The following is a 25,146-nucleotide window of genomic DNA, read 5'->3' on the forward strand; positions in this document are numbered from 1 at the left end:
GCGCGGGCGCCTCACGGCAGGAGCAGACTTGAAGTTCCACAGAGAGGACGGCGCAATGGCAGATCACTGGAACGTGGACAGGTTCGACCAAGCGATCAGCACAGGAGACCGTGTTTGCTTTGCCTCCAGCGACTGCCTCGCGGACGGGCAGATCGTCTATCTGGCCTCTCCTGAGATCTCGGAGCTAGCCATTGAGAGCGAGGAGCACGGCCTCTGGGTCGTCAGGGGCGAAAGAGATCCCAGTGGGAAGGGAAGCCGTTACGCCGACGTCATCTTGCGCGAGTAGCCGCATCATGGGGGCATGGAGCCGCAGATCATCCGCCCCGGACAGCTCACCGCCGCCCAGACCCGCCACGTCCTCGGCATCACCGCCGGAGCCCTCCGCAACCTCGTCTACCGCGGCCAGCTCCGGCGCTCCGGCGGCACCGACCGGCACCCGTACTACGCCGTCACCGATGTCACCGCCCTCGCCGTCAAGCGCCAGCAGCGCGCCGCCGCTTGACCGCAGGTCAGACACTGTGTGACGATCCCGGTGTACAACTGTGCCCTCAACCGGCACACGCAGACACCCAAGGCCCCGCCCCGTGCGGGGCCTTTGTCGTACCCGGAGGCGCGTATGCCGCGTCGAGCGATGCAGATCTGCCCCACCCCTGGATGCCCCACCCTCACCCCTGCGGGGCGCTGTGAGACCTGCCAGACGCGCGCCGCACGCGCCCGTCCCAGTGCTGCGTCCAAGGGCTACGACGCACGATGGGCCCGCACGCGCGCGGCCTACCTGCGAGCACACCCCTACTGCGAATGCGATGAGTGCGAGGCTCTGTCTCCCCTGCTCAGGCCTAGGGCCACAGAGGTCAACCACAGGGATGGCCTAGGTCCATTGGGGCCAAGGGGCCACGACTGGGCGAACCTTCAGGCCATGACCAAGGCTCATCACTCGCGTGAGACAGCGAGGCATCAGCCCGGAGGCTGGAACGACCGGCCACCGTCACCGTGAGGCATACATGCAGGCCAGAGGCCCCATGGGATGTGAACGCGCAGGTCAGGGGATCGCGCGGGGGTGGGGGGTGACCCCTGCTGACTAGGGGTTCTGGAACGCCGGGGAGGGCTCTCGGAGGTCCGTCAGGTTCAGAAGGTCGTGACCGTCACGCAAGGTGACGGCGGTCGGTGCTGCGCAACGCAGCGGCGAGGAGTGATCGTTATGCCCCGTGGGGGAGCCCGTGTTGTCTCCGGTCCGCCGCCAGACCCCAACGCGCTGCGCCGCAACCGGCCTGCGGACAAGGCCGGATGGACCACGCTCCCCGCTGAGGGGCGCCAGGGTGATGCGCCGGCCTTTCCGCTGCAGCTGATGACGCCGCGCGAGGACGCGCTGTGGGCCGATCTGTGGTCGCGCCCCCAGGCGGTCGCGTGGGAGGCCCTCAACCAGGAGTACGAGGTGGCGCTGTTCGTGCGCACCCTGGCCCTGGTCGAGCAGCCCGAGGCCAAGACCGACCTGCAGCGCGTCGTGCGCGGCTACCTGGACAGCCTCGGCCTGTCCGTGCAGGGCATGCTGCGCAACCGGTGGAAGGTGGCCCCCGCCGACGAGGTCGAGGAGAGCTCGGCCCCGGCACCGGAGGCGCCGCGCCGTCGCAGCGCGCGCGACCGGCTCAAGGTCGTGCCCCGTGACGAAGGCGCCTGATCTCGGGTTCGTCGTCGATTTCCCGACCCTGTGGGTCGTCCCGGACTGGATCGAAGCGCACTGCCCGGTGCCCGACGGCTTCCGCGCCGGTGAGGACATGGAGCTGTACCCGTGGCAGCTGTGGTGCACGGTCAACCACTACCGCGTGAAGCCGACCGCGACCGTGGGCCAGCTGGCGCCCGCGTTCCACTACCGGCGTTCGCAGGTCGTGGCACCCCAGAAGACCGGCAAGGGCCCGTGGTCGGCGACCATCGTCCTGGCCGAAGCCGCGGGCCCGGTCGTGTTCGACGGCTGGGCGCGCGGCAGCGAACGCTTCCGCTGCAAGGACCACGGCTGCGCGTGCGGCTGGTGGTACGAGTACGAGCCCGGCGAGCCCATGGGCACCCCGTGGCCTACCCCGCTGATCCAGTTGACCGCGACGTCCGAGGACCAGGTGGCCAACGTCTACCGGCCGCTGCAGAACATGGTGCGGCAGGGCCCGCTCGTCGAGCAGCTGCGCGTAGGCGAGGAGTTCGTGCGCATCGGCGACCGCGGCCGCATCGACGTCGTCACCAGCTCGGCTCTGTCCCGCCTCGGCAACCCCATCACCACGGCCGTGCAGGACGAGACCGGCACGTGGAACGAGGCGAACAAGCTGCGCAAGGTCGCCGAGACGCAGCGCCGCGGCCTGGCCGGCATGGGCGGCCGTGCCCTGGAGACGACGAACAGCTGGGACCCGTCCGAGGACTCAGTGGCGCAGCGCACCAGCGAGTCCAAGGCGCGCGACATCTTCCGGTATCACCCGCAGGCGCCCAAGACGCTGTCCTACGGCAACAAGCGTGACCGCCGGAAGATCCACACCATCGTTTACGCGGGCTCGGATCACGTGGACCTGGACGCGATCGAGGCCGAGGCCAGCGAGCTGCTGGAGAAGGACCCGGCGCAGGCCGAGCGGTTCTTCGGCAACCGGTGCGTCGCCGGTTCCGCGGGGTGGCTGGACGGCTCGAAGTGGGCGGCGAAGGCGAAGCTGCGGCGGGTGCGCGCGTACACGCGGATCGTGCTCGGCTTCGACGGCTCGGACATGGACGACTGGACCGCGATCCGCGCCGAGACGATGGACGGCTACCAGTTCACGCCGGTGTTCGGCGCGAACGACGAGCCGACGATCTGGAACCCGGCCGATTACGGGGGGCAGGTGCCGCGCGCGGAGGTGCGCGCGGCGATGGACCAGCTCATGCGCCGCTACGACGTGGTGCGCCTGTACGCGGATCCGCCGTACTGGGACACCGAGGTGGATGAGTGGGTGGACCTGTACGGGGAGGAGCGGGTGGTGCGCTGGTACACGCGCCGCATGATCCAGATGCATGCGGCGGCCGAGCGGCTGAAGACCGATGTGGTGAAGCGGAACACCGAGGGGTCGCGCGCGGCCGCGTTCACGCACGACGGGTGTGCGGTGACGCAGTCGCACGTGGAGAACACGCGCATGGCCGAGCGGCCCTCGGGGCTGTACGTGCTGCGCAAGGCCAGCCCGGCTCAGAAGATCGATGTCTGTGTGGCCTCGGTCCTCGCCCACGAGGCCCTCGGCGATGTGATCGCCGCAGGGTTGGCGGAGCAGGAAGTGTCCTACTACTACGGCAAGTGAGAGGGGGTCTGGTGGCCACCCTTGAGCAGGCCTTGGAGCTGGTCAGCTTGCTGGAAGGCGAGCTGATCCGCCGCCGTGCGGACATCGACCGGCACAACGACTACTACCGCGGCAAGCATCCGCTGCGGTTCGCGTCCGAGGAGTTCGCCAAGTTCCATGGCGAGCGCTACCGCGATTTCAGCGACAACTGGGTGCAGGTGGTCGGGGACTCGCCGATCGAGCGCCTGGCGGTGACTGGCTTCAAGGCGGCCGGGGAGCTGGAGGCGGACAAGGATCTGTGGGAGGTGTGGCAGGTCAACGGGCTGGACGCCGACAGCCAACTGGGGTTCCTGGGCTCGGTGCTGTCGGGCCGCTCCTTCGTCCTGGTGTGGGGCGACCCGGATGATCCGGACATGCCGGTGGTCACGTTCGAGGACGCGGGGCAGTGCATCGTCGCCTACGAGCCCGGCTCGCGCCGGCACCGTCGGGCCGCGCTGAAACGGTGGCAGGACGGGAACGCCGACTTCGCCACCCTCTATCTGCCGGATGAGGTGTGGAAGTTCACCCGGCCGCTGTCCCGTCAGGACAAGTCGCCGCAGCTGGCGGACGTGGACGAGGCGATGCGGCTGTGGCTTCCGCCCGGGGAGGAGCGGCGGCGCAGCGTCTGGGAGCCGCGGGAGCTGGACACCGAGCCGAATCCGCAGCCCAACCCGATGCGTGTGGTGCCGATGGTGGAGCTGCCGAACAAGCCCATGCTGGTCGACGAGCCGATCAGCGATGTCGCTGGGGTCGTGCCCATGCAGGACGCGATCAACTTGGTCTGGGCGCAGCTCTTCACCGCTTCGGATGCCGCGTCGTTCCCGCAGCGCGTCATCATGGGTGCCGAGCGGCCGATGATTCCCAAGCTGAATGCGGCCGGGGAGATCATCGGCAAGCAGCCTGTGGACCTGGACAAGTTCCAGGTGGACCGGGTGGCGTGGATCACCGGCAAGGACGCCCGGATCGCCGAGTGGTCCGCCGCCAACCTGGCCATGTACACCGAGATCATCGAGGTCGCGGTTGGCCACCTCGCCGCGCAGACCCGCACCCCGCAGCACTACTTGATCGGGAAGATGGCCAACCTGGCCGAGGGCGCCCTGCTGGCCGCCGAGACGGGTCTGGTCAAGCGGGTGGACGAGAAGAAGCTGTGGTCCGGGCAGGGGTTGCGGGAGGTTGCACGCCTGATCGCGCTCGCGCGCGACGAGAAGGCCAAGGCCAAGGCGATGCGCGCCGGAGCGGTGCTGTGGGCGGACTCCGAGTCCCGCTCGCACGCGCAGCTGGCGGACTCCCTGGTCAAGCTGAAGGACATCGGGTTCCCCTTCGAGTGGCTGGCCCTGCGCTACGGGCTCACCCCCACCGAGGTCGCCGACGTGGCGGAGATGCGCGAGCGGGAGATGGAGCTCGACCCGGTGGCCGCCGCTTCCCGGCTCCTGGGCCAGGGCGCGCCCCCGGGGGAGGGCGGCGGGCCGGAGCTGGAGGAGGAGCCGGTACCCGATGAGGACGCGGCGTGACGCCGCCTGCGTCCGCGCAGCAGCACCAGGAGCAGCGGGCGGCGCAGGCCGCGGCGACGGCGGCCGCGGTGCGCGCGGTGTGGTCGGGCGTCGACGAGGAGCACCTGGAGGCGTCCTGGCTGGCGCGGGCGCCCCTGGCCGCCGAGCTGATCCGCGCCGGGCAGCTGGCCGCGGCCTCGAGCGCGGAGCCGTGGCTGACGGGCGAGGCCGGCGAGGGCGAGGGCACCGTGGACGCCGGGGCCGCGGTGGCGGCCACCGGCGACCTGCCCCTGCTGTATCCGCTGCTGATCGCTTTCAACCGGCTGCGCCGCGGTTTCTCCACCGCCCTGTCGATCCTGTCGGGGGCCGCGTTCCTGGAGATGGTGACGCGCTCGCTGATCGCGGACGCGGGCCGTATCGCCGACATGGCCGGGATGATCGCCCGCCCGCGCGTCGTGTCCTACGTGCGGGTGGTGGAGATGCCCGCGTGCGCGCGCTGCCTGATCCTGGCCGGACGCGAGTACTCGCTGTCGGAGGGGTTCCTGCGGCATCCGCGGTGCGACTGCACGATGGCCCCCAAGCGGCCCGGTGATCTGTGGGTGCCCGATCTGCCCGAGGACCTGGCCGCGCGCATGGACCCCGAGCAGCTGCGCCGGACGTTCGGCGCGGCCGGCGCGCAGGCCATCGCCGACGGCGCGGACATCGCCCAGCTGGTCAACGCCCGCCGCGGCATGAGTAGCGGCACCTACTACAGGCGCCGCGTGCAGACCACCTCCGAGGGCACCACGCGACGCGGCCTGTACGGGCGCCAGCGCGCGCGGTTCGCCAAGGCCGCCGGGGTCCGCTTCGGCGAAGCCACCAGCGGCCGCACGCGGGCCGTCTCCCCGCGGCTGATGCCCGAGGAGATCTATCGGCTGGCCGACGGCGACCGGGCGCACGCGATCCGGCTGCTGAAGAAGAACGGCTACATCGTCTGACCGCGCGCAACGCGCGGCCCCCACCCCGCAACGGGAGTTCACCATGCCTGCATCCCTGCCCCTTCACCCGCACACCGGCGCCCGCGCGCTGGGCTGGCGCAAGGCCCGCCCCGGCGAGGACGAGGGCGAGCTGTACCCGATCTGGCCGATCCTCGGTGCCGCCGAGGACCCCGAGGGTGAGGGCGACCCCGAAGGGGAGGGCGAGGAGGACCCCGAGGGCGACCCCGAGGGCGGGGGCGAGGAGGACCCCGAGGGCGAGGAGGACCCCGAGGGCGAGGGCGACCCAGAGGGCGCCGACAAGCTCGGCGATCCGGGCAAGCGGGCCCTGGCCTCGATGAAGGGCAAGTGGCGCAGCGAGCGCGACAAGCGCCGCGCGCTGGAACAGCAGCTCGCCGACAAGAGCGGCGGGGACGACGACGCGGTACAGAAGGCGGCCGCGGCCGCGACCGCCGCCGCCAACGCGCGCATCCTCAAGGCCGAGGTTCGCGCCGCGGCCAAGGGCCGCCTGGCCGACCCCAAGGACGCTCTGACCTTCCTGGACCTCTCGGCATTCGAGGTGGACGAGGACGGCCAGGTCGACGAGGACGAGATCACTGAAGCGATCGAGGACCTGATCAAGACCAAGCCCTACCTGGCAGCCGCAACGGCCAAGAGGTTCCAGGGCACTGGCGACGGCGGAGCGGCGCGCAAGGCGTCCAGGCCCAAGCAGCTCACCCAGAGCGACCTCAAGAAGATGACCCCCCAGCAGATCGTCAAGGCGCAGGACGACGGACGCCTGGACGACCTGCTGGGCACTGGCTGACAGGAGCACACCCCATGTCCATCCGCCGTTTCGTGCCGGAAGTCTGGTCGGCACGCCTGCTCGTCGCCTGGCGCACCGAGCTGGTCTATGCCGGGCCCACGGTCGTCAACCGGGACTACGAGGGCGAGATCTCCGACGCGGGCGACACCGTCCGCATCACCTCGATCTCCCGCCCGACCATCGGCACCTACGTGCCGAACAGCACGGTGATCGTGCCCGAGGAGCTCACCGATGCCCAGCGGACCCTGGTCGTGGACCAGTCCAAGTACTGGGCGTTCAAGGTCGACGACGTCGACAAGCGGCAGGCCAAGGGCAGCGTGATGCCGCAGGCCATGAACGAGGCCGCGCACGCGCTCGCCGACGACACCGACCGCTACGTGGCCGGGTTCTACACCGGCGCCGTCCCGGCCAACACCCTCGGCAGCACGGGCGCCCCGATCAACGTGCACACCACGCCCGGCGACTTCTACGCCAAGATCCTGGTGCCGCTGCGCACCAAGCTGAAGCGGGCGAACGCCCCCACCGCGGGCCGGTACTGCATCGTCCCGCCCGAGGGTTACGCCTCCCTGCTCCTGGACGAGCGGTTCACCGACTACGGCAAGTCCGGCCAGACCGAGGCCCTGCGCAACGGCGCCGTGGGCCGTGCGGCCGGGTTCGAGATCTACGAGTCCAACAACGCCCCCGAGCCGACCGCGGGCGTGCACGTCGTGCAGGCCGGGGTGAACGGCGCCATCTCCTTCGCCGAGCAGATCAACAAGACCGAGGCCTACCGGCCCGAGTCCTCCTTCAGCGACGCCGTCAAGGGCCTGGCCCTGTACGGGGCGAAGCTGGTCCGCCCCGACGGCATCGCCGTCGCCTACATCGACGCCACCCCCTGATCGGAGGCTGAACGCCATGGCACGCACCGCTGTTGCGTACTCCAACCTGCTGCCCAACGCCGACATCGCCGACCCCGCCGGGACGGCGACCAACGCCGGTGTCGGCAACGGGCACGTCATCCCGGCGGCCGGCCCCAACGGGCGGGCCGTCCCGGAACTGACCCTGCTGCGGGTGACCGCCGGATCCACCGGCGGCAACGTCACCGTGCTGGCCGGGGACAACCCGCCCGCGATCGCCGCGGGCATGGGCAACCTCGTGGTCGCCGTCGGCAACAACGCCACCCGCTGGATCGGCCCGTTCGAGTCGGGCCGCTTCCTGCAGAACGACGGCACGCTCCTGGTCGACATCGCCGCCGGCTTCGTCGCCGGGACCATCACCGCCTTCCGTATCCCGAGGAACACCTGACATGAGCGAGCACATCCACGTCCGCGGCGAGGGCGGGCAGATCATCAAGATGGACCTGCCGCTGCCCGAGCCGATCGCCGATCGGCTCACCAAGGGACTCCTGCGGCGCGTCAACGCCGACGGCTCCCCCTACACCGGCACCGGCCCCGCCACGCCCGACAGCGGCGGCGACCCCAGCACGCGGGCGGGCAGTGCGCTCACCGAGGGGCGCACGCCGCGCCCGGCGCAGAACGCGCGCAAGGCCGAGTGGGTCGGGTGGGCGGTCGGCGTGCACGGCATGGATCCCGAACAGGCCGACGCGCTGAGCAAGGCCGACCTGATGGACCTGCCCGAGCAGCCCGAGCAGCCGGTGGTGGCCGGCCATCCCGGCGCCCGGACGACCGCCGCGGACGGGCGCCCGAGCGAGGACGCGGACAAGTCCGAGTGGATCTCCTACGTGGTCGCGCAGGGGCACCTGTCCGCCGAGGACGCGGCGAACCTGACCAAGGACGACCTGATCGACCTTGCCGACGCCCGCTGAGGGGAGGCCACCGTGGCACTGGACCCGCTGGCGACGGTGGCCGACCTGGAGGCCCGCGGCCTGGCCATCGCCCCCGAAGAGGTGGCGCTGGTCGGGGTGTTCCTCGAGGAGGCATCGGCCGCGGTCCGCGAAGCGGCCGGCGTCCCGATCAGCCAGACCACCTCCACGCTCGTCCTGGAAGGCGCCGCCGGGCCGTGGCTGACCCTGCCCGGCCCGCCCATCCAGTCCGTGAGCGCGGTCGAAGCCGACGGACAGCCGGTGACCGGCTGGCGGCTGCGCTCGAACCGGCTGTGGCTGGCGGGCGGCTGGTCCACTGGCGGCGAGCCGTCCGAGGTCACCGTCACCCAGACCCACGGCCTGCCCGCCGTCCCCGCCGACCTGGTGGGCCTGGTGTGCCGGATCGCGGCCGCCGTCCTGGTGCACCTTCGGGCGCAGCCCGACGGGGAGGGCCTGGCCGCCAAGGACATCCGCTCCGAGCGCATCGGCGACTACGCAGTGACCTACGGCGACAGCGGCCGCATCACCGAGATCGAGCTCCCGCAGTACCTGCGCGAGCAGCTGGCCGCCCGCTTCGGCGGCGGCACCTCCATGGTGAGGTTCCGGTGAGCCGCGCCGCACACCTGCTGAACACGCGCGTGCAGGTGTGGCGGCACGTCACCGTCGACGACGAGGGCGGCGGGCAGGACACTACGTGGGTGGTGCAGTCCACGCAGCGGGCCCGGCTCTCGCAGCCCTCGGCGCGCGAGCGGCAGACCGCCGACCAGGCCGAGGCCGACCTCACCCACATCGTCTACCTGCTGCCCGGCGCGGACGTGCGCCGCGGCGACGAACTGCGCCGCACGGCCGGGCCCGCCCTGGAGGTGACGGCCGTCTTCGAGCCGTCCGAGCCGGGCACCTACCTGCGGGCCGACTGCGCCGCCCGCCAGCACCAGTAAGGAGTTCTGCTCATGGCCCTTCTGTCCGCGCAGGCCGTCGCCCTCGGCGGCCTGCAGCCCACCTACGCCAACGCCGCGGGCGGCGGCGACCAGGCGCCCACCGGCGAGAAGCTGGTTTTGCACGTCCGCAACGACGACGCCTCGTCCAAGACCGTCACCCTCACCACCCCGGGCACGGTCGGCGGTCTGGCCATCGCCGACGCCGCCCAGACCATCCCCGCGGGCGGGGACGCGTTCGTACCGCTGAAGCCGACCTACCGGGACCCCGCGACGGGCCGCGCTGCGATCACCTACAGCGCCGCCACCTCCGTCACCGTCGCCGTCCTGCAGCTGCCCTGATGGCCCGCCGCGCCCGCCTGGACGGCCTCGGTCGCGCGCTGCGGGCCGTCTCACGCGTGCCCGAGGCGATGCGCGAGGCCCGCACCGAGACCCTCCACGAGTGGGCCGAAAACGTCCAGGACTCCGCCGAGGACCGGGTGCCGCGCGACCAGGGCGACCTGTGGCAGGCCCTGGACCACCGGATCAGCGAGCAGTACGGACGCGCCGAGGTCGGCGTGTGGGAGTCCGACCAGCTCGAGTACGCCCTGTACGTGGAGAAGGGCACCTCGAGCATGGCCGATCAGCCCTACCTGGTGCCCGCGTTCACCGAGCACCGCCGCCAGGTCGTGCGCACCTACCGCGCCGCGGTCCGCCGGCGCCTGGGCGGGGGTGCGTGATGCCGCTGCTCGACGCCTGGCGCCGCCAGCTGGCGCGCGCCCGGGAGAAGAAGGCCGAAGCCGAGCGGGACATCGCCCGCCTGGAACGCAAGATCGCCCGCGCCGAGGCACGGGAAGGGAGGTGAACGTCGTGGCTGACACCCCCCGCGAGATCCGTCTGCCCGTCTACATGCGGCTCGGCGACCAGGGCCGCGAGCAGCTGGTGGGCTACGTGGCCTGGGACCTCGACAACGGCGAGGGGCACTCAGACCTGGCCCGCCTGCAAGCGGTCTACCCGCAGATGATGGACGACAGCCCCGAGCTGCAGGCCCTGGGCATCGTGCGCGCGGACGCCGCCCCGTGACGTCCGCGCTGTGGCCGCTGCAGACGGCCCTGTACGCCAAGCTGACCGGCCACGGCCCGCTCATGGCCCTCGTCTCCGGGGTGTATGACGAGGTACCGGAGCAGGCCGCCCACCCCTACGTGTCGTTCGGGTCGATCACCGAGACCGCCGACGACGCCCACAACCAGCGCGGCCTGGAAGTGGCGGTGGTGCTGCACGTGTGGTCGAAGTACCGGGGCTTTCGTGAGGCCGCCGCGGTCCTGACCGCTCTGGACGTGGCCCTGGACCGCCAGCCGCTGACCGTCACCGGCTACCGGGACGTGTCCATCGCGCACACCCAGCACACCGAAGTACGCGACCCCGACCCCGACATCCGGCACGTCAACGTGTCCTACCGGGTCTGGCTCACCAGGATCTGAAGGAGGAAGCCATGGCTGGACTCGACGCGTTCGGCACGCAGCTGCAGCGCGGTGACGGCGCCACCCCCACCGAGACGTTCTCGCCGATCGCGGCCGTCACCGAGATCACCCCGCCCGGGGTGGAGCGGGAGACCTACGACGTCACCGCCCACGACAGCCCGGAGGGGTGGCGGGAGTTCATCGGCGGCCTGAAGGACGGCGGCGAGGTCGAGATCGAGGTCAACTACGACCCGCGCGAACACGACGCGCTGTTCGCCGACTTCGCCGACGCCCTGCCCCGCTCCTACAAGGTGGTGTGGCCGGGCACGCTCGGCTCCTGGGCGTTCGCGGCGATCCTGACGAACTTCGAGCCCGAGGCGCCGCACGACGACAAGCTGGCCGCGTCTCTCACCTTCAAGGTGTCGGGCAAGCCGACCATCACCACGGGAGCCTGAGCATGGGATACCTGTCCGCAGAGCAGATCCTGACCGCCGACGACCTCAAGTACGAGGACGTGGACGTGCCTGAGTGGGGCGGCACCGTGCGCGTGCGGGAGATGCCGGGCACCGAGCGCGACAAGTTCGAGTCCGCCTTCCTCGGCAAGGACGGCGCCTCCGTGCGCATGGAAGGGCTGGAGGGGTTCAGGGCCCGGCTCGCCGCGGCCACGATCGTCGACGAGCACGGCAAGCCCCTGTTCCGGTCGGTCGCCGAAGCCAAGCGGCTCGGCGAGAAGAGCGCCACAGCCCTTCAGCGGGTGTGCGACGTGGCCACGCGGCTGTCGAGGATGAGCGAGGCCGACGTGAAGGAACTCGCGGGAAACTGAGAGCGCGGCCCGCCCGGCAGTTCTACTTCCGGCTGGCCGCGCACCTCGGCGCCCGCTCCGTGCGGCACCTCCTGGCCGACATGGGCGCGGCCGAGCTGGCCGAGTGGCGCGCCTATGAGCAGATCACCGGTCCCCTCGGCGGGGCCCGCGGCGACTACCAGGCCGCGGTGGTCGCCGCTGCGATCGTCGCGGTGAACCGCGGCAAGAACCAGAAGGCGCCGCCGCTGGGCGACTTCATCCCGCGCTGGGACCGCACCCGCGTGCGCAAGAGCCCGGAAGAGCTGTTCCGGCAGGCCATGGCCGCGAACGTCGCCCTGGGCGGGCAGGTGATCACCAACAACTGAACAACGGGCGAGGGGGTGATGGCCGGTGGCCACCCTCGCCTCGATGACGGTGCGCCTGGGCATCGACACCGACCAGCTGCGCGCCGGCGCCGACCGGGCCAAGGGCATCCTCGGCGGCCTCGGCAAGACCGTCGCAGGGCTGGGCATCGGCGTGCCCGCCGCGGCCGCCGTCGCCGCCGGTGTGGGCGGCATGGCGGCCGCGTTCGCCACCGCGGGCATCGCCGCCAAGGCCTTCCAGATGGCGGTCGGCCCGCAGATGGAATCGGTGGCCGAGGCCGCCACGCTCGCCGAGGAGGCCGAGAAGGCGGCGGCCGCGGGCGCCGAGGACGCGGCGGAGAAGCAGAAGGCCTACACCGACGCCCTGGCCGCGATGCCCCCGCACACGCGGGCGATGGCCAAGGAGTTCATCGGCCTGAAGAAGGACTACTCGGCGTGGTCCGACAGCCTGTCCTCGAGCACCATGCCGGTGTTCACCAAGGGACTGCAGGTCGCCCGGCGTCTGCTGCCGCTGCTCACTCCCTTCGTCAAGGAAGCCTCGAAGGTGTTCGGGGAGTTCGTCGACGAGATCGACCGGGGCACCCGCGGCAAGGGCCTGCAGGCGTTCGCCGAGTCCATGGCCAAGGTCGCCGGCCGCAACCTGAAGTCCTTCCTGTCCGGGCTGAAGAACATCGCGGTCGGTATCGGCGGGATCATCGAGGCGTTCCTGCCGCTGTCGGACGAGATGTCCGGCGGGTTCGAGGAAGCGACCGCCGCGTTCGCCCGCTGGGGGCAGGGCCTGAGCGACTCCCAGGGGTTCGCCGACTTCATCGCCCTGGCCCGCCAGGGCGGGCAGACCCTGGGCACCCTCGCGCAGGCCGCCCTGCGCCTGGTCGTGGCGCTCGCCCCGCTGATCAGCGTCACCGCCACCGTCGCGATGGCCCTGGCGCGGATCATCAACGCGCTTCCGCCCGAGGCCGTGACCGCGCTGGCCACCGCCATCCTCACCGGCGTCATCGCCTTTAAGGCTTTCCGGGCCGCCTCCTCGGCGGTCGACACCGCCAGCGACCTGCTGAATTCCCGCCTGGGCACGCTGGCCCGCAGCTGGGTGCGCACCGCGGCCACCAGCATCGCCGCGCAGACCCGCATCGCCGCCCGCGCCGTCGCCTCCGCCGCCCGGACCGCGGCGGCGTGGGCGATGGCGGCCGCGCGGACCACCGCGACGTGGCTGGCCACGATGATCCGCGTCGCCGCCGTCACCATCGCCCGGTACGTGGCGATGGCCGCGATGGCGATGGTGTCCGCCGCCCGCATCGCCGCTTCCTGGCTCATCGCCATGGGCCCGATCGGCTGGGTCATCGCCGCCGTGATCGCCCTGGTCGCCCTCGTCATCGCCAACTGGGACCGCGTCAAGGCCTGGACCTTGATGGCGTGGACGGCCGTGCGCACGGCCGTGTCCGCCGCGATCCAGGCCGTCCTGGCCGCCGTCGCCTGGCTCGGCCAGGTACCCGGCATGATCGGCGGCTGGTTCACCCGCGCCAAGGACCTCGCCATCGCGACCATGCGCGCCATGGTGTCGTGGCTGGCCGGACTGCCCGGCCGGGTCCGCTCGGCCATCGCCGCCCTCCTCGGCGTCCTGCGCACTACCGCGTTCACCGCGTTCACCGCCTTCCGGTCCGCAGCGTCCGCGCGCGTGTCGTCCTTCCTCGGCTTCATCCGCGCCGTGCCGGGCCGGATCTCCTCGGCGATCGGCTCCCTGAAGAACCTGCTGCTGGGCAAGGGCAAGGACCTGATCAGGGGCCTGATGGCCGGAGTGCGCTCAATGGGCGGCTGGCTGAAGTCGAGCCTCACCAGCTTCGCCAAGTCGATCATTCCGGGGCCGATCGCCAAGGCCCTGCGGATCGGCTCGCCCTCCAAGCTCATGGCCGACCAGATCGGCCGGTGGATTCCGCCCGGCATCGCCCGGGGCGCCGAGGACGCCGCCCCGGCCATGAACCGCTCCCTGGCCGGACTCGTCGACGTGCCCGGCCTGAACGCCGTGTCCCGGCCGTCCGCGGCCGGAGCTGTCCGGCAGGCCGTGGACGTGCGCATCACCGTCGACGGCCCCGAAGCCGTCAAGCGGCTCATCCGCTCCATCGTCGCCAACGACGGCCGCGGCAACGTACAGACCGCCTTCGGCAAGTAAGGAGAACACGGTGGCGTTCCCCAGCACCCCGCTGGACATCCGCACCGACCTGCAGCTGGCAGGCGTGTGGACCACCATCAGCGGTGACGTGTACGTGCGCGACCCCAAGGTGATCGACGTGGGCCGCCGGGACCAGGGCACGCGCACCGACCCCGGCAAGCTGTCCCTGACGATCAACAACGCGGGCGGGAAGTACAGCCCGCGCAACCCGATGTCGCCGCTGTACGGGCTGATCGGCCGCAACACCCGCGTGCGGGTGTCCGTGCCCGGCACCGTCACCTACCTCGAGCTCACCGGCGCCTCCGACTCCTACGCCTCCACCCCCGACACCGCCGCCCTGGACATCACCGGCGACCTCGACCTGCGCATCGAGGCGGAAGCCTCCTGGTACGCCCCCGGCGCCCACACCCTGATCGGCAAGTGGGAGACGTCCGGCGACCAGCGCTCCTACCTGCTGCAGCTCGTCGACGGCCTGCTGTACTTCACGTACTCCACCGGGGGAGGTCTCTCCAGCGACTCCTTCCACTCCCGGGCGCTGCCCGCGCTGCCGCGCCGCGCCGCCCTGCGCGCCACCCTGGACACCGACAACGGCGCCGGCGGCCGTGACGTGCGCTTCTACTGGGCGCCCACGCTCGCCGGACCGTGGACGCAGTTCGGCACCACCTCCACCCTGTCCGGCACCATCACCCTCCACTCCGGGACCGCGCCGCTCACCATGGGCCCCACCGACCTGACCCTGACCGCACCCCGGCGCCCCATCGAGGGCCGCGTGTACGCCGCGGAGGTGCGCTCCGGCATCGACGGCACGGTGGTAGCCAGCCCGGATTTCACCGCGCAGACGGCGGGAGCCACCGGGTTCACGGACGCGGCCGGCCGGACGTGGGCGCTCACCGCGGCGGCGGCGATCAGCGACCGTGAGCCGCGCTTCGTCGGGGAGATCGCCTCCTGGCCCACCGAATGGCAGCCCGACGGATCCGATGTGTGGACCCCGGTGGAAGCCGCGGGCATCCTGCGCCGCTACGGCCAGGGCGCCAAGCCCCTCGACTCCACCCTCCGGCGCCGGATCCCCTCAGGCACCCCGCGCGCGTACTGGCCGATGGAGGAAGACCGCGAGGCCTCCCGCGCCTACTCGCCCATCCCCGGCGTCACCCCCGCCGCCCTGACCGGCGTGGAGTTCGCAGCGGTCGACACGCTGCCCTCTTCGCGCGCCCTGCCCCGGCTCGGCCCGGCCGGGACCCTGGCGGCGGTCGTGCCCGCTCACACCAGCACCGGGCAGTGGCAGATGGAGCTCGTCTACAACGCCGACGACAAGATCCCCAGCGGCACGGGCCCGTGGGCCGAGGTGATCGGGGTGTCGACGACGGGCACCGTGCGCCGATGGGTGATCGCCATGCGCGCCGGCGCCGCCCGCATCTACGGCTACGACGCCACCGGCACGGACATCATCTTCCGCGTCGTCGGCCTCGGCAGCGACATCTTCCACGGCTGGGTGCGCCTGCGCCTGTGGGCGCGCGAGACCGGCAGCAGCACCGACTGGCGAATCGCGGTCCAGGACGTCGGCGGCGACGCCGCCAGCCTCAGCGGCAGCTTCACCGGCACCGCCGGAGCCGTCACCGCCGTCACCGCCACCTGGGGGCCGCTCACCGAAGGGTGGGCGCTCGGGCACCTGTCCGTGCTCCGCACCGCCAACAGCGCCCTGTACACCGGCTCCGACAAGGGCTACGCGGGCGAGACCGCGTGGGCGAGGATGCTGCGCCTGGCCACCGAGGAGAACCTTCCCATCGGCCGCATCGCGGGCCCGCTCACCCCCGAACGCGTGGGCGCCCAGCGCTCCGAGACGCTGCTGTCCCTCCTCGAGGCCGCCGCCGACGTCGACGGCGGCCTGCTGCTGGAGGACCACTCCCGGATCGGCCTGATCTACCGTGACCGCTCCACCCTCTACACCCAGGAACCCGCGCTCACCCTCGACTACACCGCCGCGGGCCTGGCCCACCCGCTCGTTCCCGTCGACGACGACGAAGCCGTGCGCAACGACGTCACGATCTCCCGCGAAGGGGGGTCCTCGGCGCGTGCCGCCCTCGAGGCGGGCCCGCTGTCCGTGCAGGACCCGCCGGACGGCATCGGCCTGTACGACACCGCCGAGACCCTCGCGCTCGACGATGACGTGCAGCCCGAGGCGCACGCGCACTGGCACCTGCACCTGGGCACCTACGACGGAGCCCGCTTCCCCGCGGTGTCCGTCATGCTCCACAAGGCACCCCACCTCATCCCCGCCGTCCTCGCCCTGCGCGAGGGCGACATGATCCGGCTCACCGGCCTCCCGCCGTGGGTGTCCTACAACGACATCGACCTGATCGTGCAGGGCTGGCAGGAGACCCTCGACCTGCAGCGGTGGGACATCACCTTCAACTGCTCGCCCGCAGGCCCGTGGATGACCGCCCAGGCCGACCACACCGTGTACGGCAAGGTCGGCACCGACGGCTCCGCCCTGGCGAGCAGCGTGGACGCGGCCGCCACCACGCTGTCCGTCGCCACCACGCAGGGCCCGGCGTGGACCACGGACCCCGTCGAGATGCCCATCCTCATCGACGTCGGCGGGGAGCGCATCAGCGTGACCGCGATCGGCAGCGCGGTACAGGACACCTACGGCCGCAACGTGGCGAACGGCTGGGGCGTCGCGGACTCCGGGCAGACGTGGACGACGTCCGGCGGCTCCTCCTCCGACTACAGCGTGGAGGGGGCCTGAGATGCCGGACCTGTACGACAACTGGGCGGAACTCAGTGCGGCCGAGACGGCCGGTGTCGACTACCAGATCCGCTCCGCCAGCCCGGCCGGCGCCACGTGGGCGTCCATCGCCATCCACGGCGGCGGCATCGAAATCGGCTCCGGGGAGATGGCCCGCGAGGTTGCCGGGACCCGCATGCGGTACTACGAGCTCGACGGGATGAAGCCGATCGACAACGGGGATTTGCACATCACGTCGACGAACTACGACGAGCCTGGCGCGCTGGCCATGGTCACCGCGTCCCGTCGCTGCCTCTCCTTCCACGGCTACGTGGGCACCGACGGGGAGCCGACGACGGCGCTCGGCGGCCTGGACGCGCAGCTGGTGGCCCGCGTGCACCGCAACCTCACCGCGGCCGGTTTCACGGTGACCAACGCCCCCAGCGAGATCGCGGGCACCAACCCCGCGAACATCTGCAACATCGGCCCTCATGGCGGCGTGCAGCTGGAGATGAGCCGCACCCTGCGCCGCAGCTTCTTCCCCGGTGACGACTGGTCCCGGCCGGTACGCGAGTCCGGCGCCCGCACGGAGACGTTCTACCGGTACGCCACCGCGGTGAAGGCGGCCTACGGCGGGCAGGCCCTCGTCTCCATGGGCACCATCAACGTCTCCCGGTACGCCCTGATCCCGGCGCCGTCCGCCGACATCGACATGAAGATGACCGTCGGCACCGACCGCTACGCCAGCGGGGGCAGCCAGTTCCTGGCCCTGGTCGGCCGCTACGCCGACGCCAGCAACGCCTACCTCGCGCGCTTGGAGTTCAACACCGGCCGGGCCGTGAACCTCACCCTCCGCAAACGGCTCGCGGGGACGGAAACGCTGCTGGGCATCACCTACCCGACCGGGCTCACGCACAGCCCCGGCACCCGCTTCGCGCTCCGCTTCCAGATCGCCGGGAGCACCCTGCGCGCGAAAGCCTGGCTGGCCGAGGGGATCGAGCCGACGGCGTGGCAGCAGGAGGTCACCGACACGTCTCTGACGGCGGCCGGGTCGCTCGGCGCCCGCTCGATTCTGTCGTCGAGCACGACGGGCACCCTGCCCGTCATCGCCTCGTGGGCCGAGCTGAGCACCCCGGGCGGGGGGCAGACCTTCGCCGTGGCCAGGGCCGTCAACGGCGTGACCAAGCCCCACGCCGCGGGGGCGCCGGTGCGGCTGGCGCATCCGGCGATCGCATCACTCTAGGAGGGGCGCGTTGACGACACCTGTGGGGCAGTGGCAGCCGGGCATGGACGTGACCGCCGGGCGCCTCAACTCGATGCAGCAGGCGGCGAGTCTGCTGGTGACGAACTACGGGGCCGACGCCTCGGGGACGGCGGACGCGGCGGCGGGCATCCAGCTCGCCCTCAACGTGGCGCGGGATCTCGGCGGCGCGCAGGTCGTCGTCCCGCCGGGCATCTACCTGATCAACCAGACCCTGCGCATCTACAACAACACCAGGCTGTCCCTCATGGCGGGCGCGGAGTTCCGGCGCAACTACTCCGGCACCATGATCATCAATGGGGATGCCGGGCAGGACTTCGGCGGCTACACCGGGCACTCCCGCATCACGATCGAGGGCGGCCTGTGGAACATGCGCGGGACCACGTCGGGGCTCACCGGCTCGGCGATGTGCATCTCCATCGGGCACGCCACGGACATCGTCATCCAGGACCTGGAGATCCGGGACACCCCCGGCTTCCATGCCATCGAGCTGAACTCGACGTCGCACGGCGTGATCCGGAACTGCAAGTTCAGGGGGTACGTCGACCCCGGCGGCCGGGACTTCTCCGAAGCCATCCAGCTCGACCTCGCCAAGAGCGTAGGTGTCTTCGGTGGCTTCGGCCCCTACGACCACACCCCGTGCGAGGACGTCCTGATCCTGGGCTGCCACTTCGGTGCTTCCGGGACCGCGGGCACCACCGCGTGGCCGCGCGGCATCGGCAGCCACTCCGCGACGATCACGAAGTACCACCGGCGCGTGCGCGTGATCGGCAACAGCTTCGAGGGCCTCCTGCAGTACGCCGTGTCGGCGTACAACTGGGAAGACGCCGTGATCAACTCGAACACCTTCGTGAGCTGCGGCAGCGGTGTCCGCCTGCGCTCCGTGATCGTGGCGGACACCGAGGACACCAAGGACCCCAACGGCAACCAGACCTCCGCGTCGCAGGTGATGCGGAACCTGGCCGTGGTCGGCAACACGATGCGCTCCGGCGGCGGATACGACAACGCCATCATCGCCCTGGGGGAAGCCACGGGGACGATCCTCAACCTGACGATCGTCGGCAACAGCATCGACGGCACGTCCGGCGGGCAGGCCGGTATCCGCCTGGAACGGGTCTCGCGCTGCACGGTGGCGGACAACATCGTCGCCAACGTCGCCGGGACCGGCATCAGCACCGAGAACCAGAACAACACGGTGCTGAACGGCAACGTCGTGTGGACCGCCGGGGCCAACGGGATCACGATGGTCACCAGCGACAACAGCGAGATCCTCGCCAACCACATCAGGGACCCCGCCAACTCCGGGATCCTCGTCCAGGGCGGATCGGACGTGCAGATCCGCAGCAACTTCGTGGACGGCGCCAACAGGGTCGCCAGCTCCTCCTACGGCATCCGCGTGTCCACCAGCCCGACAGCCGTGGCGATCTCCGGCAACAAGTGCCGTCCCGGCTCCTCGACGACCAAGGCCGTCCGCGGCCTGTCCATCAGCTCCGGCACCGGGATCCACCGGTTCGGCAACGACATGCGCGGCACCTGGTCCGGCTCCGGCGGCACCGGCATCGACGACTCCTCGACCACGCCGAACACCACCGCCACCGACATCCAGTAGATCCGCTTCATCCCCGCCTCGCCGCCGCTCTGGCCGCGGGGCTTCGTCATGTCTGGAGGCCCGTATGGCCACACCCCTGTCCGCCGCCCGCTTCCTCGAGGCTCTCCGCGCCGAGGGCCTGACCGTGAAGGAGGTCGGCACCTGGACACGCCACAACCGCAACCACAAGGGTCCCTGGGGGCCCGTGCACGGCGTGATGATCCACCACACGGTGACGTCCGGCACGGACTCGTCGGTGCGCCTGTGCCGCGACGGGCACTCGGCGCTGCCTGGCCCGCTGTGTCACGGGGTCATCGACAAGAAGGGCGTCGTGCACCTCGTCGGGTACGGGCGCGCGAACCACGCGGGCCTCGGCGACGACGACGTCCTGCGCGCGGTCATCGACGAGCGCGCGCTGCCCGCCGACAACGAGGCGTCCACGGACGGCAACCGGCACTTCTACGGCTTCGAGTGCGTGAACTTGGGCGACGGCCGCGACCCGTGGCCCGACGCCCAGCTCGAAGCGATCGAGCGCGTCTCGGCCGCCCTGTGCCGGGCGCACCGGTGGGGCGAGCGGTCCGTGATCGGCCATCTGGAGTGGCAGCCCGGGAAGATCGACCCCAAGGGCTTCGGCATGGACTGGATGCGCGGCCAGGTTCGCGACCGCCTCACGCCGACGAGCACGTACACCGTCCGCAAGGGCGACACCCTCACCTCGATCGCCAAGGCCCAGCTCGGCGACGCCGGGCGCTGGCGGGAGATCGCCGACCTGAACGTCCTCAAGAACCCCGACGCCATCACCCCTGGTCAGAAGCTCAAGCTCCCCAAGAAGTGAGGCAAGCATGGCAGCACCCCGGCTCTTCACCCTCGAACGAGACACCGACATCACCGGCATCTCCGGCACCGGCACCGTCGCCGACGGAGTCGTGTGGCCCGACGGCACCGTATCGATCCGCTGGCGCGGCGAGCGCCCGTCGACCGTGTTCTGGGAGTCCCTGGAGCACGCAGAACACGTCCACGGCCACCAGGGCGCGACGCGCTTCGTGTGGACCGACGCCCCGAAGGAGTCCTGACCATGCGTATCTCCAGCTTCGCCAAGTCCCTCGTCGCCGGTGTGGCCGCGGGCTCCGCCGCCGCCGTCACGGCCGCGCAGGACGGCACCCTCGCCACGGGTGAGGTCGTCACGATCGTCCTCGCCGTCCTCGGCGCGTGGGGCATCACCTACGCCGTGCCCAACAAGCCCAGCACCCCGGGCTTCTGATGTGGGGTGCGGCGGCGCGACGGTGGGAGGTCTCCCGCCGCCGCGCCTTCCTCGTCGTCGTCGGCGCGGGCTGGGCCCTCTACGGAGGACTCGGCATCGTCGGCAACCCCCGCTACGGCACCGCCCGCAGCCTCGACCACATCACCCGGTACGTGCCGCTGGACCTGCTCGGCTGGATGTGGGTGGTGTGCGGCCTCGCCGCCGCCGCGGCCGGCCTGGTTGTCCGCTGCCCGCGCATCCAGTCCGCCGGGTACACGGCGCTCGGCTTCCCCGCGGGCCTGTGGTCAGGGGCGTTCACCGTGGCGGCGGCGAGCACCTATCCCGAAGCGGTGGGCAGCGCGTGCGGGTGGGGGGCGTTCACGATCGGCGTCGTCCTCGTCTCCGGCATGGCCGACCCGCCGCCGGCGCACCCGAGAAAGAGAGGCCGCTGATGGATGTCGGGGCACTCGCAGCGGCCGGAGTCGCCCTGATCGTCGGCCTGCTGACGTGGACGCAGTCCCGCGCCACGAACCGCCGATCGGACTTCCAGACGATCACCGACCGGCTCGACCGGGAAGTCACCGAGGAACGCACACAGCGCAAGCTGTTGACGCGCGCCTACCTGGACCTGCACGGATGGGCCCGCCGCGTCGGCCCCGACACCCCCGCCGGGCCCGCGCCCGAACCACCCGCCGAACTCGACCTCACCCCCTGGCGCTGAACACCACGGCCCCGCCCTCCTCCGGGAGAGCGGGGCCGCTTCGTCATGTCCAGGGTCAGGCGGCGATGACGATCTGTGCGGCGCGGGTGGCGGTGATCCACTCGACGAGCAAGTGCTCGTATCTGGCGCGCTGCTCGTGGGTGAGTCCGATGCGGGGGTCGGTCCAGAGTGCGCGGATGTCCTCGTTCACGGCCGCAGCAGGCCGCACGGGGCCACGGTGCTGGGAGTTGGGGGACATGGGGCAAGCGTAGAGGGCGCCGCCGACAGACGGCCCCGGCCCCGCTCCCCTTCGGCTCGTTGCTCGGCCGCTACCCGCTGTCCGAATGCCGCCCGTACGCTGGCGACGATGGCGGACGCACAGGAGGTCGACATGGCAGGCATGCACCACGTCGGGAAGCGGATCCGCGAGCTGCGGAAGATGCGGCAGCTCACCACGCGGGCCCTGGCCAGCCGCGTAGCGATCTCACCCAGTCTGCTGGAGAAGGTCGAGGCAGGCAGTCGCACTCCGGCCCCCGGTCTGATCGCGCAGCTTGCCACGGCTCTGAGCGTGGGCCCTGACAGGATCACCGGCCAGCCGTACATGAACGGCGCGGAGACTGAAGATCAAGTGCAAGCGGTCATCCCGGACTTGCGGCGGATACTGCTGACCTACGACAACCCCGATGACCTGACGGTGGCGCCCCGCCCGCTGTCGGACTTGGCAGCGGAGATGGGCCGTGTCAGCCAGATGCGTCAGGCCGGGCAGTACGTCCCGATGGGGCCGCTCCTGCCCGGCCTGCTGTCGGAACTGACGCACCGGGCCCTGATGGCCGAGACCGATCGGGAGCGCCGTGAGGCGTACACGTGGCTTGCGCGCGGGTACCGGGCGACGAACAGCCTCGCGCACAAGATGGGGTACCACGATCTCAGCCTGACGGCCGTCGAGCGGGTGCACTGGGCTGCCGACAGGTCAGGGGACCCCCTTCTTCAGATCACCGCCGCCTACCTCAAGGCCGGTGCGATGCTGCGCATGGGCAGCTTCAACTCCGCCCGGCGCCTGCTTGAGGGGCTCCTGGCTGAAGTCGAGCGCCTGTCTCCGGAGGACTCCATGAGCGAGGCGGGATCCGCTGTCTACGGCGCGCTGCTGCTGAAGATCGCCATGGTGGAGGCCCGGAGCGGCCGCCCGGAAGCGGCATGGGCCCGGCTGGACGAGGCGCGAGCGGCGACGGGAATGCTGGGCGGCCGGGATGTCGGGTACTACGAGATGGCGTTCGGGCCTACCAATGTGCGGATCCACGAGGTCGCCGCGCTGATCGATTCGGGGGACACCGAGCAGGCTCTTGCGCGACTGCGGGGGTGGGGCGAGGAGCAGGACCAGGCCGAGTGGGTGCTGCCTGCTGGCCTTCCGGCGGAGCGTGCGAGTCACCACCACATCGATGTGGCTGCGGCGCGTCTGGCGGAGGGCGATCGGCATGGGGCGTTCAGGGATCTGGCCGAGGCTCGGCGGTTGTCTCCCGTGCACACCCGCTTCCACCCGACGACGCGCCATCTGGCTGCGGCTTTGGTGCGGCAGGACCGTGCTGCCGACGACTCGATCGCTGGTTTCGCCCGTTGGGTAGGCATCTAATCCAGAAGTCAAGCGGATTCGCAAAGAATCATGCTCACAATCTGTGAGTCCTCACAGCTCACAGAGAGAGACGATCCCCTCACGTACTGATCAACGTGAGGGGATCATGATGCCCGGTGCACAGGTCACCGACTGGCTAGCGGCAACGCATCCTGTGCCCCGCCAAGCCCACGCGGAATGGGCGAACCACGGGGTCGCACTCCTGCCCCTCGGCGTCCGCTTCGACGCCATCCGCGTACCCGGCCAGCTCCTCCACGACGCCCTCGGCAGCGCCGACCCGCAAACCGTGGCCGCAGCGCTGGACGGCTGGCTGCACGGACCCGTCATACGCGACAGCCGTACCGGCAGCGGCCAGTACTACGTACTCGTCGCACCGGACGCCGAGTGGCAGGGCGACGCCGTCCGGCTCAGCTCGGGCACCTACCTGGCCGTACCGCGCGTCGGCGAGCAGGTCTCCCCCGTGACGCGATGGACCGTGCCCCCGCAGCGCTACGGGCAACTGTGCGACCCCGCCCACCTCGCAGCGCTCCTCGCGACGGCCGAGCCGCTGAAGGCGATCGAGTCATGAGCGCCACCACCGCAGAGCTGAACGCGACAGCGACGCGGGTCTACGCGACGTACACAGGACACCTGAACTGCTGCCCGCCCTGCCAGCGCACGGACTACTGCCCGAAGGGGACCCGTCTGCGTCTCTCCTGGAAGCGAGCCCAGGGCGCCGCCATCCGAGCTCTCCGGGAGCGCACGGGAGACACGCGGTGATCCGCATCGCCCGCGCGGACCTGGACTGGCTGCTCCCGGCCGGCGCCGACCTCGACGTCGTCACCGCCGCGTGGGACAACGGCACCCTCGCCCCGATCCCCGTGGGCCGCCTCTGGGACGCCATCCAGCTACCCAAGCATCTGGGCTGGCCCACCCTGAACTGCTTACACAGGGCCCGGCACAGCGTCGGCGCCTCACTACAGGGGTCGTCCTACTTCTACGTCCTCGTACCACCCGGCGGCGCCGCGATCTGGAAGGCACCCGCCACGGTGGCACTCAGCTGGGGCGACAACCTGGCCGTGCCGGACCCCGCGCAACAGGTACCGCTCACGCCGTCGTCCCGCACGTGGGTCATCCCGCCCCGCCTGCCCCTCGCCCTCTCCAACCCCACCGCCCTGAGAGCCGCGTACCAGGCTGCCCGGCGCGAGGCGCAGCCAGGCATATAGAGGTCAGCGGACTAGGTCAGCCAGGGGGACGCCGAGGGCGTCGGCGATGCGCACCAAGTTGTCCAGGAGCGGGCTGGCGTGACCCAGCTCGATCCGTCCGATCGCCTGCCGATCCATACCCGCGCGCTCGGCCAGCTTCTCCTGGGAGAGGCCCGCGTGGACGCGGGCGATGCGGATGCGCTCACCGACGGCGCGGCGAGCAGCGAGCACTCGCTCGGACGGTGGGGCTGGCACTCAGCCAACGGTTGCCGGATCATGCAGGAGTGTCTGCATAGTCGACCGTTCATTTTTGGATCATGGAATACGGGCCCTGCCGCTCTGGCATATGCCGCAGGGCTAGATGTACGGTCCAGTAATAGAACATGTGTTCACTCGTACGGGCGATGACCTCGGCAGCCGGTGGCTGTTACACATGAGGTACCGCCCGCACCCCCAGGGCGTGTCGGGCCGCACCGGTTGAGTCCCCCCTCACGGTGATGGCCCGGCACTTGGGACTGCCCCCGCACGCTTCGGCCGCGGGGGCAGTCTGGCGTTTGCGGGCCAGTGACCAGCACGAACGCAATGATCGTTTAGGGGATATTTAGGGGACGGACCCCAGCATCAGGGGTGCAGTCAGAGTGTCGTGAGGGTGTAGCCAGAGTGCACTCACTAGGCAAGGAAGAGGCCCCGGATACCGCTTCACCTGCGGAAACCGGGGCCTATGCCCTGCTCAGA

34 protein-coding genes and 1 pseudogene are annotated in these 25,146 nt (G+C 71.1%); 33 read left to right on the plus strand and 2 right to left on the minus strand.

Annotated features, from left to right (window positions below; genetic code table 11):
• Positions 1-28 precede the first annotated feature (28 nt).
• The 29 genes and pseudogenes from GPA10_RS24985 (at position 29) to GPA10_RS25120 (ending at position 21,621) form a co-directional block, all read left to right on the plus strand.
• The gene (locus GPA10_RS24985) at positions 29-286 is read left to right on the plus strand and encodes a hypothetical protein (RefSeq protein WP_157167469.1); all 258 of its coding nucleotides are present in this window, start codon (positions 29-31) and stop codon (positions 284-286) included.
• Between the two features lie 15 nt (positions 287-301).
• A complete protein-coding gene (locus GPA10_RS24990) occupies positions 302-502 on the plus strand; it encodes a hypothetical protein (protein WP_157167470.1) in 201 nt (66 codons plus the stop codon).
• 843 nt (positions 503-1,345) lie between these two features.
• On the plus strand, positions 1,346-1,675 hold the full coding sequence (locus GPA10_RS24995; RefSeq protein ID WP_246259691.1) for a hypothetical protein: 330 nt from the start codon (positions 1,346-1,348) through the stop codon (positions 1,673-1,675).
• A complete protein-coding gene (locus tag GPA10_RS25000; protein WP_343041295.1) occupies positions 1,659-3,296 on the plus strand; it encodes a hypothetical protein in 1,638 nt (545 codons plus the stop codon). Before GPA10_RS24995 ends, GPA10_RS25000 begins: the two co-directional genes overlap by 17 nt.
• A gap of 11 nt (positions 3,297-3,307) precedes the next feature.
• Positions 3,308-4,825, plus strand: a complete 1,518-nt coding sequence (locus tag GPA10_RS25005; RefSeq protein WP_343041296.1) for a phage portal protein — start codon at positions 3,308-3,310, stop codon at positions 4,823-4,825.
• Positions 4,822-5,781, plus strand: coding sequence for a VG15 protein (locus GPA10_RS25010; RefSeq protein WP_157167471.1), 960 nt, complete (start codon positions 4,822-4,824; stop codon positions 5,779-5,781). The genes GPA10_RS25005 and GPA10_RS25010 overlap by 4 nt, the downstream gene beginning before the upstream one ends.
• A gap of 43 nt (positions 5,782-5,824) precedes the next feature.
• On the plus strand, positions 5,825-6,583 hold the full coding sequence (locus tag GPA10_RS25015; RefSeq protein WP_157167472.1) for a hypothetical protein: 759 nt from the start codon (positions 5,825-5,827) through the stop codon (positions 6,581-6,583).
• A 14-nt stretch (positions 6,584-6,597) separates the two neighbouring features.
• A complete protein-coding gene (locus GPA10_RS25020) occupies positions 6,598-7,461 on the plus strand; it encodes a major capsid protein (RefSeq protein ID WP_157167473.1) in 864 nt (287 codons plus the stop codon).
• A gap of 16 nt (positions 7,462-7,477) precedes the next feature.
• On the plus strand, positions 7,478-7,867 hold the full coding sequence (locus tag GPA10_RS25025) for a hypothetical protein (RefSeq protein WP_157167474.1): 390 nt from the start codon (positions 7,478-7,480) through the stop codon (positions 7,865-7,867).
• Between the two features lies 1 nt (position 7,868).
• Positions 7,869-8,387 (plus strand): hypothetical protein, encoded by a 519-nt coding sequence (locus GPA10_RS41785; RefSeq protein WP_198351703.1) that lies wholly within the window; start codon positions 7,869-7,871, stop codon positions 8,385-8,387.
• Between the two features lie 12 nt (positions 8,388-8,399).
• Positions 8,400-8,993 carry a head-tail connector protein gene (locus GPA10_RS25035; protein WP_343041297.1) on the plus strand — a complete coding sequence of 198 codons (594 nt, stop codon included), beginning with the start codon at positions 8,400-8,402 and terminating at the stop codon, positions 8,991-8,993.
• Positions 8,990-9,322, plus strand: a complete 333-nt coding sequence (locus GPA10_RS25040) for a head-tail adaptor protein (RefSeq protein ID WP_343041298.1) — start codon at positions 8,990-8,992, stop codon at positions 9,320-9,322. Before GPA10_RS25035 ends, GPA10_RS25040 begins: the two co-directional genes overlap by 4 nt.
• A 12-nt stretch (positions 9,323-9,334) precedes the next feature.
• A complete protein-coding gene (locus tag GPA10_RS25045; protein WP_157167475.1) occupies positions 9,335-9,661 on the plus strand; it encodes a hypothetical protein in 327 nt (108 codons plus the stop codon).
• The gene (locus GPA10_RS25050; RefSeq protein WP_157167476.1) at positions 9,661-10,038 is read left to right on the plus strand and encodes an HK97-gp10 family putative phage morphogenesis protein; all 378 of its coding nucleotides are present in this window, start codon (positions 9,661-9,663) and stop codon (positions 10,036-10,038) included. The genes GPA10_RS25045 and GPA10_RS25050 overlap by 1 nt, the downstream gene beginning before the upstream one ends.
• A complete protein-coding gene (locus GPA10_RS43450; RefSeq protein ID WP_281364831.1) occupies positions 10,035-10,163 on the plus strand; it encodes a hypothetical protein in 129 nt (42 codons plus the stop codon). The genes GPA10_RS25050 and GPA10_RS43450 overlap by 4 nt, the downstream gene beginning before the upstream one ends.
• A gap of 5 nt (positions 10,164-10,168) precedes the next feature.
• Entirely contained in the window at positions 10,169-10,381 is a 213-nt protein-coding gene (locus GPA10_RS25055; protein ID WP_157167477.1) for a hypothetical protein, read from the plus strand.
• A complete protein-coding gene (locus GPA10_RS25060) occupies positions 10,378-10,779 on the plus strand; it encodes a DUF3168 domain-containing protein (RefSeq protein ID WP_343041299.1) in 402 nt (133 codons plus the stop codon). The genes GPA10_RS25055 and GPA10_RS25060 overlap by 4 nt, the downstream gene beginning before the upstream one ends.
• A gap of 11 nt (positions 10,780-10,790) precedes the next feature.
• Positions 10,791-11,213 carry a phage tail tube protein gene (locus GPA10_RS25065; protein WP_157167478.1) on the plus strand — a complete coding sequence of 141 codons (423 nt, stop codon included), beginning with the start codon at positions 10,791-10,793 and terminating at the stop codon, positions 11,211-11,213.
• A 2-nt stretch (positions 11,214-11,215) separates the two neighbouring features.
• Positions 11,216-11,581, plus strand: coding sequence for a hypothetical protein (locus tag GPA10_RS25070; protein WP_157167479.1), 366 nt, complete (start codon positions 11,216-11,218; stop codon positions 11,579-11,581).
• Positions 11,582-11,640: 59 nt separating this feature from the next.
• Complete coding sequence (locus GPA10_RS25075; protein ID WP_157167480.1) at positions 11,641-11,925, plus strand: phage tail assembly protein T; 285 nt, start codon at positions 11,641-11,643, stop codon at positions 11,923-11,925.
• A gap of 43 nt (positions 11,926-11,968) precedes the next feature.
• Entirely contained in the window at positions 11,969-14,086 is a 2,118-nt protein-coding gene (locus GPA10_RS25080; RefSeq protein WP_157167481.1) for a phage tail family protein, read from the plus strand.
• Positions 14,087-14,096: 10 nt separating this feature from the next.
• Entirely contained in the window at positions 14,097-16,832 is a 2,736-nt protein-coding gene (locus tag GPA10_RS25085; RefSeq protein ID WP_157167482.1) for a hypothetical protein, read from the plus strand.
• A 1-nt stretch (position 16,833) separates the two neighbouring features.
• Positions 16,834-18,054, plus strand: a complete 1,221-nt coding sequence (locus GPA10_RS25090; protein WP_157167483.1) for a poly-gamma-glutamate hydrolase family protein — start codon at positions 16,834-16,836, stop codon at positions 18,052-18,054.
• A 10-nt stretch (positions 18,055-18,064) separates the two neighbouring features.
• The gene (locus GPA10_RS25095) at positions 18,065-19,681 is read left to right on the plus strand and encodes a right-handed parallel beta-helix repeat-containing protein (RefSeq protein WP_157167484.1); all 1,617 of its coding nucleotides are present in this window, start codon (positions 18,065-18,067) and stop codon (positions 19,679-19,681) included.
• A 64-nt stretch (positions 19,682-19,745) separates the two neighbouring features.
• Positions 19,746-20,330, plus strand: a pseudogene (locus GPA10_RS25100) (N-acetylmuramoyl-L-alanine amidase); the annotation flags it as partial.
• A gap of 172 nt (positions 20,331-20,502) precedes the next feature.
• Positions 20,503-20,733, plus strand: a complete 231-nt coding sequence (locus GPA10_RS25105) for a hypothetical protein (protein WP_157167486.1) — start codon at positions 20,503-20,505, stop codon at positions 20,731-20,733.
• A gap of 2 nt (positions 20,734-20,735) precedes the next feature.
• Positions 20,736-20,921 (plus strand): hypothetical protein, encoded by a 186-nt coding sequence (locus GPA10_RS25110; RefSeq protein ID WP_157167487.1) that lies wholly within the window; start codon positions 20,736-20,738, stop codon positions 20,919-20,921.
• On the plus strand, positions 20,921-21,352 hold the full coding sequence (locus GPA10_RS25115; protein ID WP_157167552.1) for a hypothetical protein: 432 nt from the start codon (positions 20,921-20,923) through the stop codon (positions 21,350-21,352). The genes GPA10_RS25110 and GPA10_RS25115 overlap by 1 nt, the downstream gene beginning before the upstream one ends.
• Positions 21,352-21,621: a hypothetical protein gene (locus tag GPA10_RS25120; protein WP_157167488.1), complete on the plus strand. Its 270-nt coding sequence runs from the start codon at positions 21,352-21,354 to the stop codon at positions 21,619-21,621. The genes GPA10_RS25115 and GPA10_RS25120 overlap by 1 nt, the downstream gene beginning before the upstream one ends.
• A gap of 55 nt (positions 21,622-21,676) precedes the next feature.
• On the opposite strand, the gene GPA10_RS25125 is transcribed toward GPA10_RS25120, so the two are convergent.
• Positions 21,677-21,859, minus strand: coding sequence for a hypothetical protein (locus GPA10_RS25125; protein WP_157167489.1), 183 nt, complete (start codon positions 21,857-21,859; stop codon positions 21,677-21,679).
• A gap of 108 nt (positions 21,860-21,967) precedes the next feature.
• Here GPA10_RS25125 and GPA10_RS25130 point away from each other — a divergent pair, with 108 nt between their 5' ends.
• From GPA10_RS25130 to GPA10_RS25145, 4 genes are all read left to right on the plus strand, one after another.
• Positions 21,968-23,227, plus strand: a complete 1,260-nt coding sequence (locus GPA10_RS25130) for a helix-turn-helix domain-containing protein (protein ID WP_246259693.1) — start codon at positions 21,968-21,970, stop codon at positions 23,225-23,227.
• Between the two features lie 106 nt (positions 23,228-23,333).
• Positions 23,334-23,795 carry a hypothetical protein gene (locus GPA10_RS25135; RefSeq protein WP_157167490.1) on the plus strand — a complete coding sequence of 154 codons (462 nt, stop codon included), beginning with the start codon at positions 23,334-23,336 and terminating at the stop codon, positions 23,793-23,795.
• Positions 23,792-23,986: a hypothetical protein gene (locus tag GPA10_RS25140; protein WP_157167491.1), complete on the plus strand. Its 195-nt coding sequence runs from the start codon at positions 23,792-23,794 to the stop codon at positions 23,984-23,986. Before GPA10_RS25135 ends, GPA10_RS25140 begins: the two co-directional genes overlap by 4 nt.
• Positions 23,983-24,432, plus strand: a complete 450-nt coding sequence (locus GPA10_RS25145; protein ID WP_157167492.1) for a hypothetical protein — start codon at positions 23,983-23,985, stop codon at positions 24,430-24,432. The genes GPA10_RS25140 and GPA10_RS25145 overlap by 4 nt, the downstream gene beginning before the upstream one ends.
• Before the next feature lie 3 nt (positions 24,433-24,435).
• Here GPA10_RS25145 and GPA10_RS42740 read toward each other — a convergent pair whose 3' ends face one another.
• Entirely contained in the window at positions 24,436-24,642 is a 207-nt protein-coding gene (locus GPA10_RS42740; protein ID WP_343041300.1) for a helix-turn-helix domain-containing protein, read from the minus strand.
• Positions 24,643-25,146 lie beyond the last annotated feature (504 nt).

The organism is Streptomyces typhae, from assembly GCF_009755605.1.
Classification (GTDB): domain Bacteria; phylum Actinomycetota; class Actinomycetes; order Streptomycetales; family Streptomycetaceae; genus Streptomyces; species Streptomyces typhae.

What these genes read in the sequence shown, in the direction of transcription:
- GPA10_RS25130 (WP_246259693.1), top strand. Translation starts at nt 21,968, where the DNA reads ATGGCGGACGCACAGGAGGTCGACATGGCAGGCATGCACCACGTCGGG.
- GPA10_RS41785 (WP_198351703.1), top strand. Translation starts at nt 7,869, where the DNA reads ATGAGCGAGCACATCCACGTCCGCGGCGAGGGCGGGCAGATCATCAAG.
- GPA10_RS25050 (WP_157167476.1), top strand. Translation starts at nt 9,661, where the DNA reads ATGGCCCGCCGCGCCCGCCTGGACGGCCTCGGTCGCGCGCTGCGGGCC.
- GPA10_RS25115 (WP_157167552.1), top strand. Translation starts at nt 20,921, where the DNA reads ATGTGGGGTGCGGCGGCGCGACGGTGGGAGGTCTCCCGCCGCCGCGCC.
- GPA10_RS25120 (WP_157167488.1), top strand. Translation starts at nt 21,352, where the DNA reads ATGGATGTCGGGGCACTCGCAGCGGCCGGAGTCGCCCTGATCGTCGGC.
- GPA10_RS25015 (WP_157167472.1), top strand. Translation starts at nt 5,825, where the DNA reads ATGCCTGCATCCCTGCCCCTTCACCCGCACACCGGCGCCCGCGCGCTG.
- GPA10_RS25065 (WP_157167478.1), top strand. Translation starts at nt 10,791, where the DNA reads ATGGCTGGACTCGACGCGTTCGGCACGCAGCTGCAGCGCGGTGACGGC.
- GPA10_RS25140 (WP_157167491.1), top strand. Translation starts at nt 23,792, where the DNA reads ATGAGCGCCACCACCGCAGAGCTGAACGCGACAGCGACGCGGGTCTAC.
- GPA10_RS25070 (WP_157167479.1), top strand. Translation starts at nt 11,216, where the DNA reads ATGGGATACCTGTCCGCAGAGCAGATCCTGACCGCCGACGACCTCAAG.
- GPA10_RS24990 (WP_157167470.1), top strand. Translation starts at nt 302, where the DNA reads ATGGAGCCGCAGATCATCCGCCCCGGACAGCTCACCGCCGCCCAGACC.
- GPA10_RS25045 (WP_157167475.1), top strand. Translation starts at nt 9,335, where the DNA reads ATGGCCCTTCTGTCCGCGCAGGCCGTCGCCCTCGGCGGCCTGCAGCCC.
- GPA10_RS25135 (WP_157167490.1), top strand. Translation starts at nt 23,334, where the DNA reads ATGATGCCCGGTGCACAGGTCACCGACTGGCTAGCGGCAACGCATCCT.
- GPA10_RS25105 (WP_157167486.1), top strand. Translation starts at nt 20,503, where the DNA reads ATGGCAGCACCCCGGCTCTTCACCCTCGAACGAGACACCGACATCACC.
- GPA10_RS25125 (WP_157167489.1), bottom strand. Translation starts at nt 21,859, where the DNA reads ATGTCCCCCAACTCCCAGCACCGTGGCCCCGTGCGGCCTGCTGCGGCC.
- GPA10_RS24995 (WP_246259691.1), top strand. Translation starts at nt 1,346, where the DNA reads ATGACGCCGCGCGAGGACGCGCTGTGGGCCGATCTGTGGTCGCGCCCC.
- GPA10_RS25020 (WP_157167473.1), top strand. Translation starts at nt 6,598, where the DNA reads ATGTCCATCCGCCGTTTCGTGCCGGAAGTCTGGTCGGCACGCCTGCTC.
- GPA10_RS25080 (WP_157167481.1), top strand. Translation starts at nt 11,969, where the DNA reads ATGACGGTGCGCCTGGGCATCGACACCGACCAGCTGCGCGCCGGCGCC.
- GPA10_RS25110 (WP_157167487.1), top strand. Translation starts at nt 20,736, where the DNA reads ATGCGTATCTCCAGCTTCGCCAAGTCCCTCGTCGCCGGTGTGGCCGCG.
- GPA10_RS25090 (WP_157167483.1), top strand. Translation starts at nt 16,834, where the DNA reads ATGCCGGACCTGTACGACAACTGGGCGGAACTCAGTGCGGCCGAGACG.
- GPA10_RS25025 (WP_157167474.1), top strand. Translation starts at nt 7,478, where the DNA reads ATGGCACGCACCGCTGTTGCGTACTCCAACCTGCTGCCCAACGCCGAC.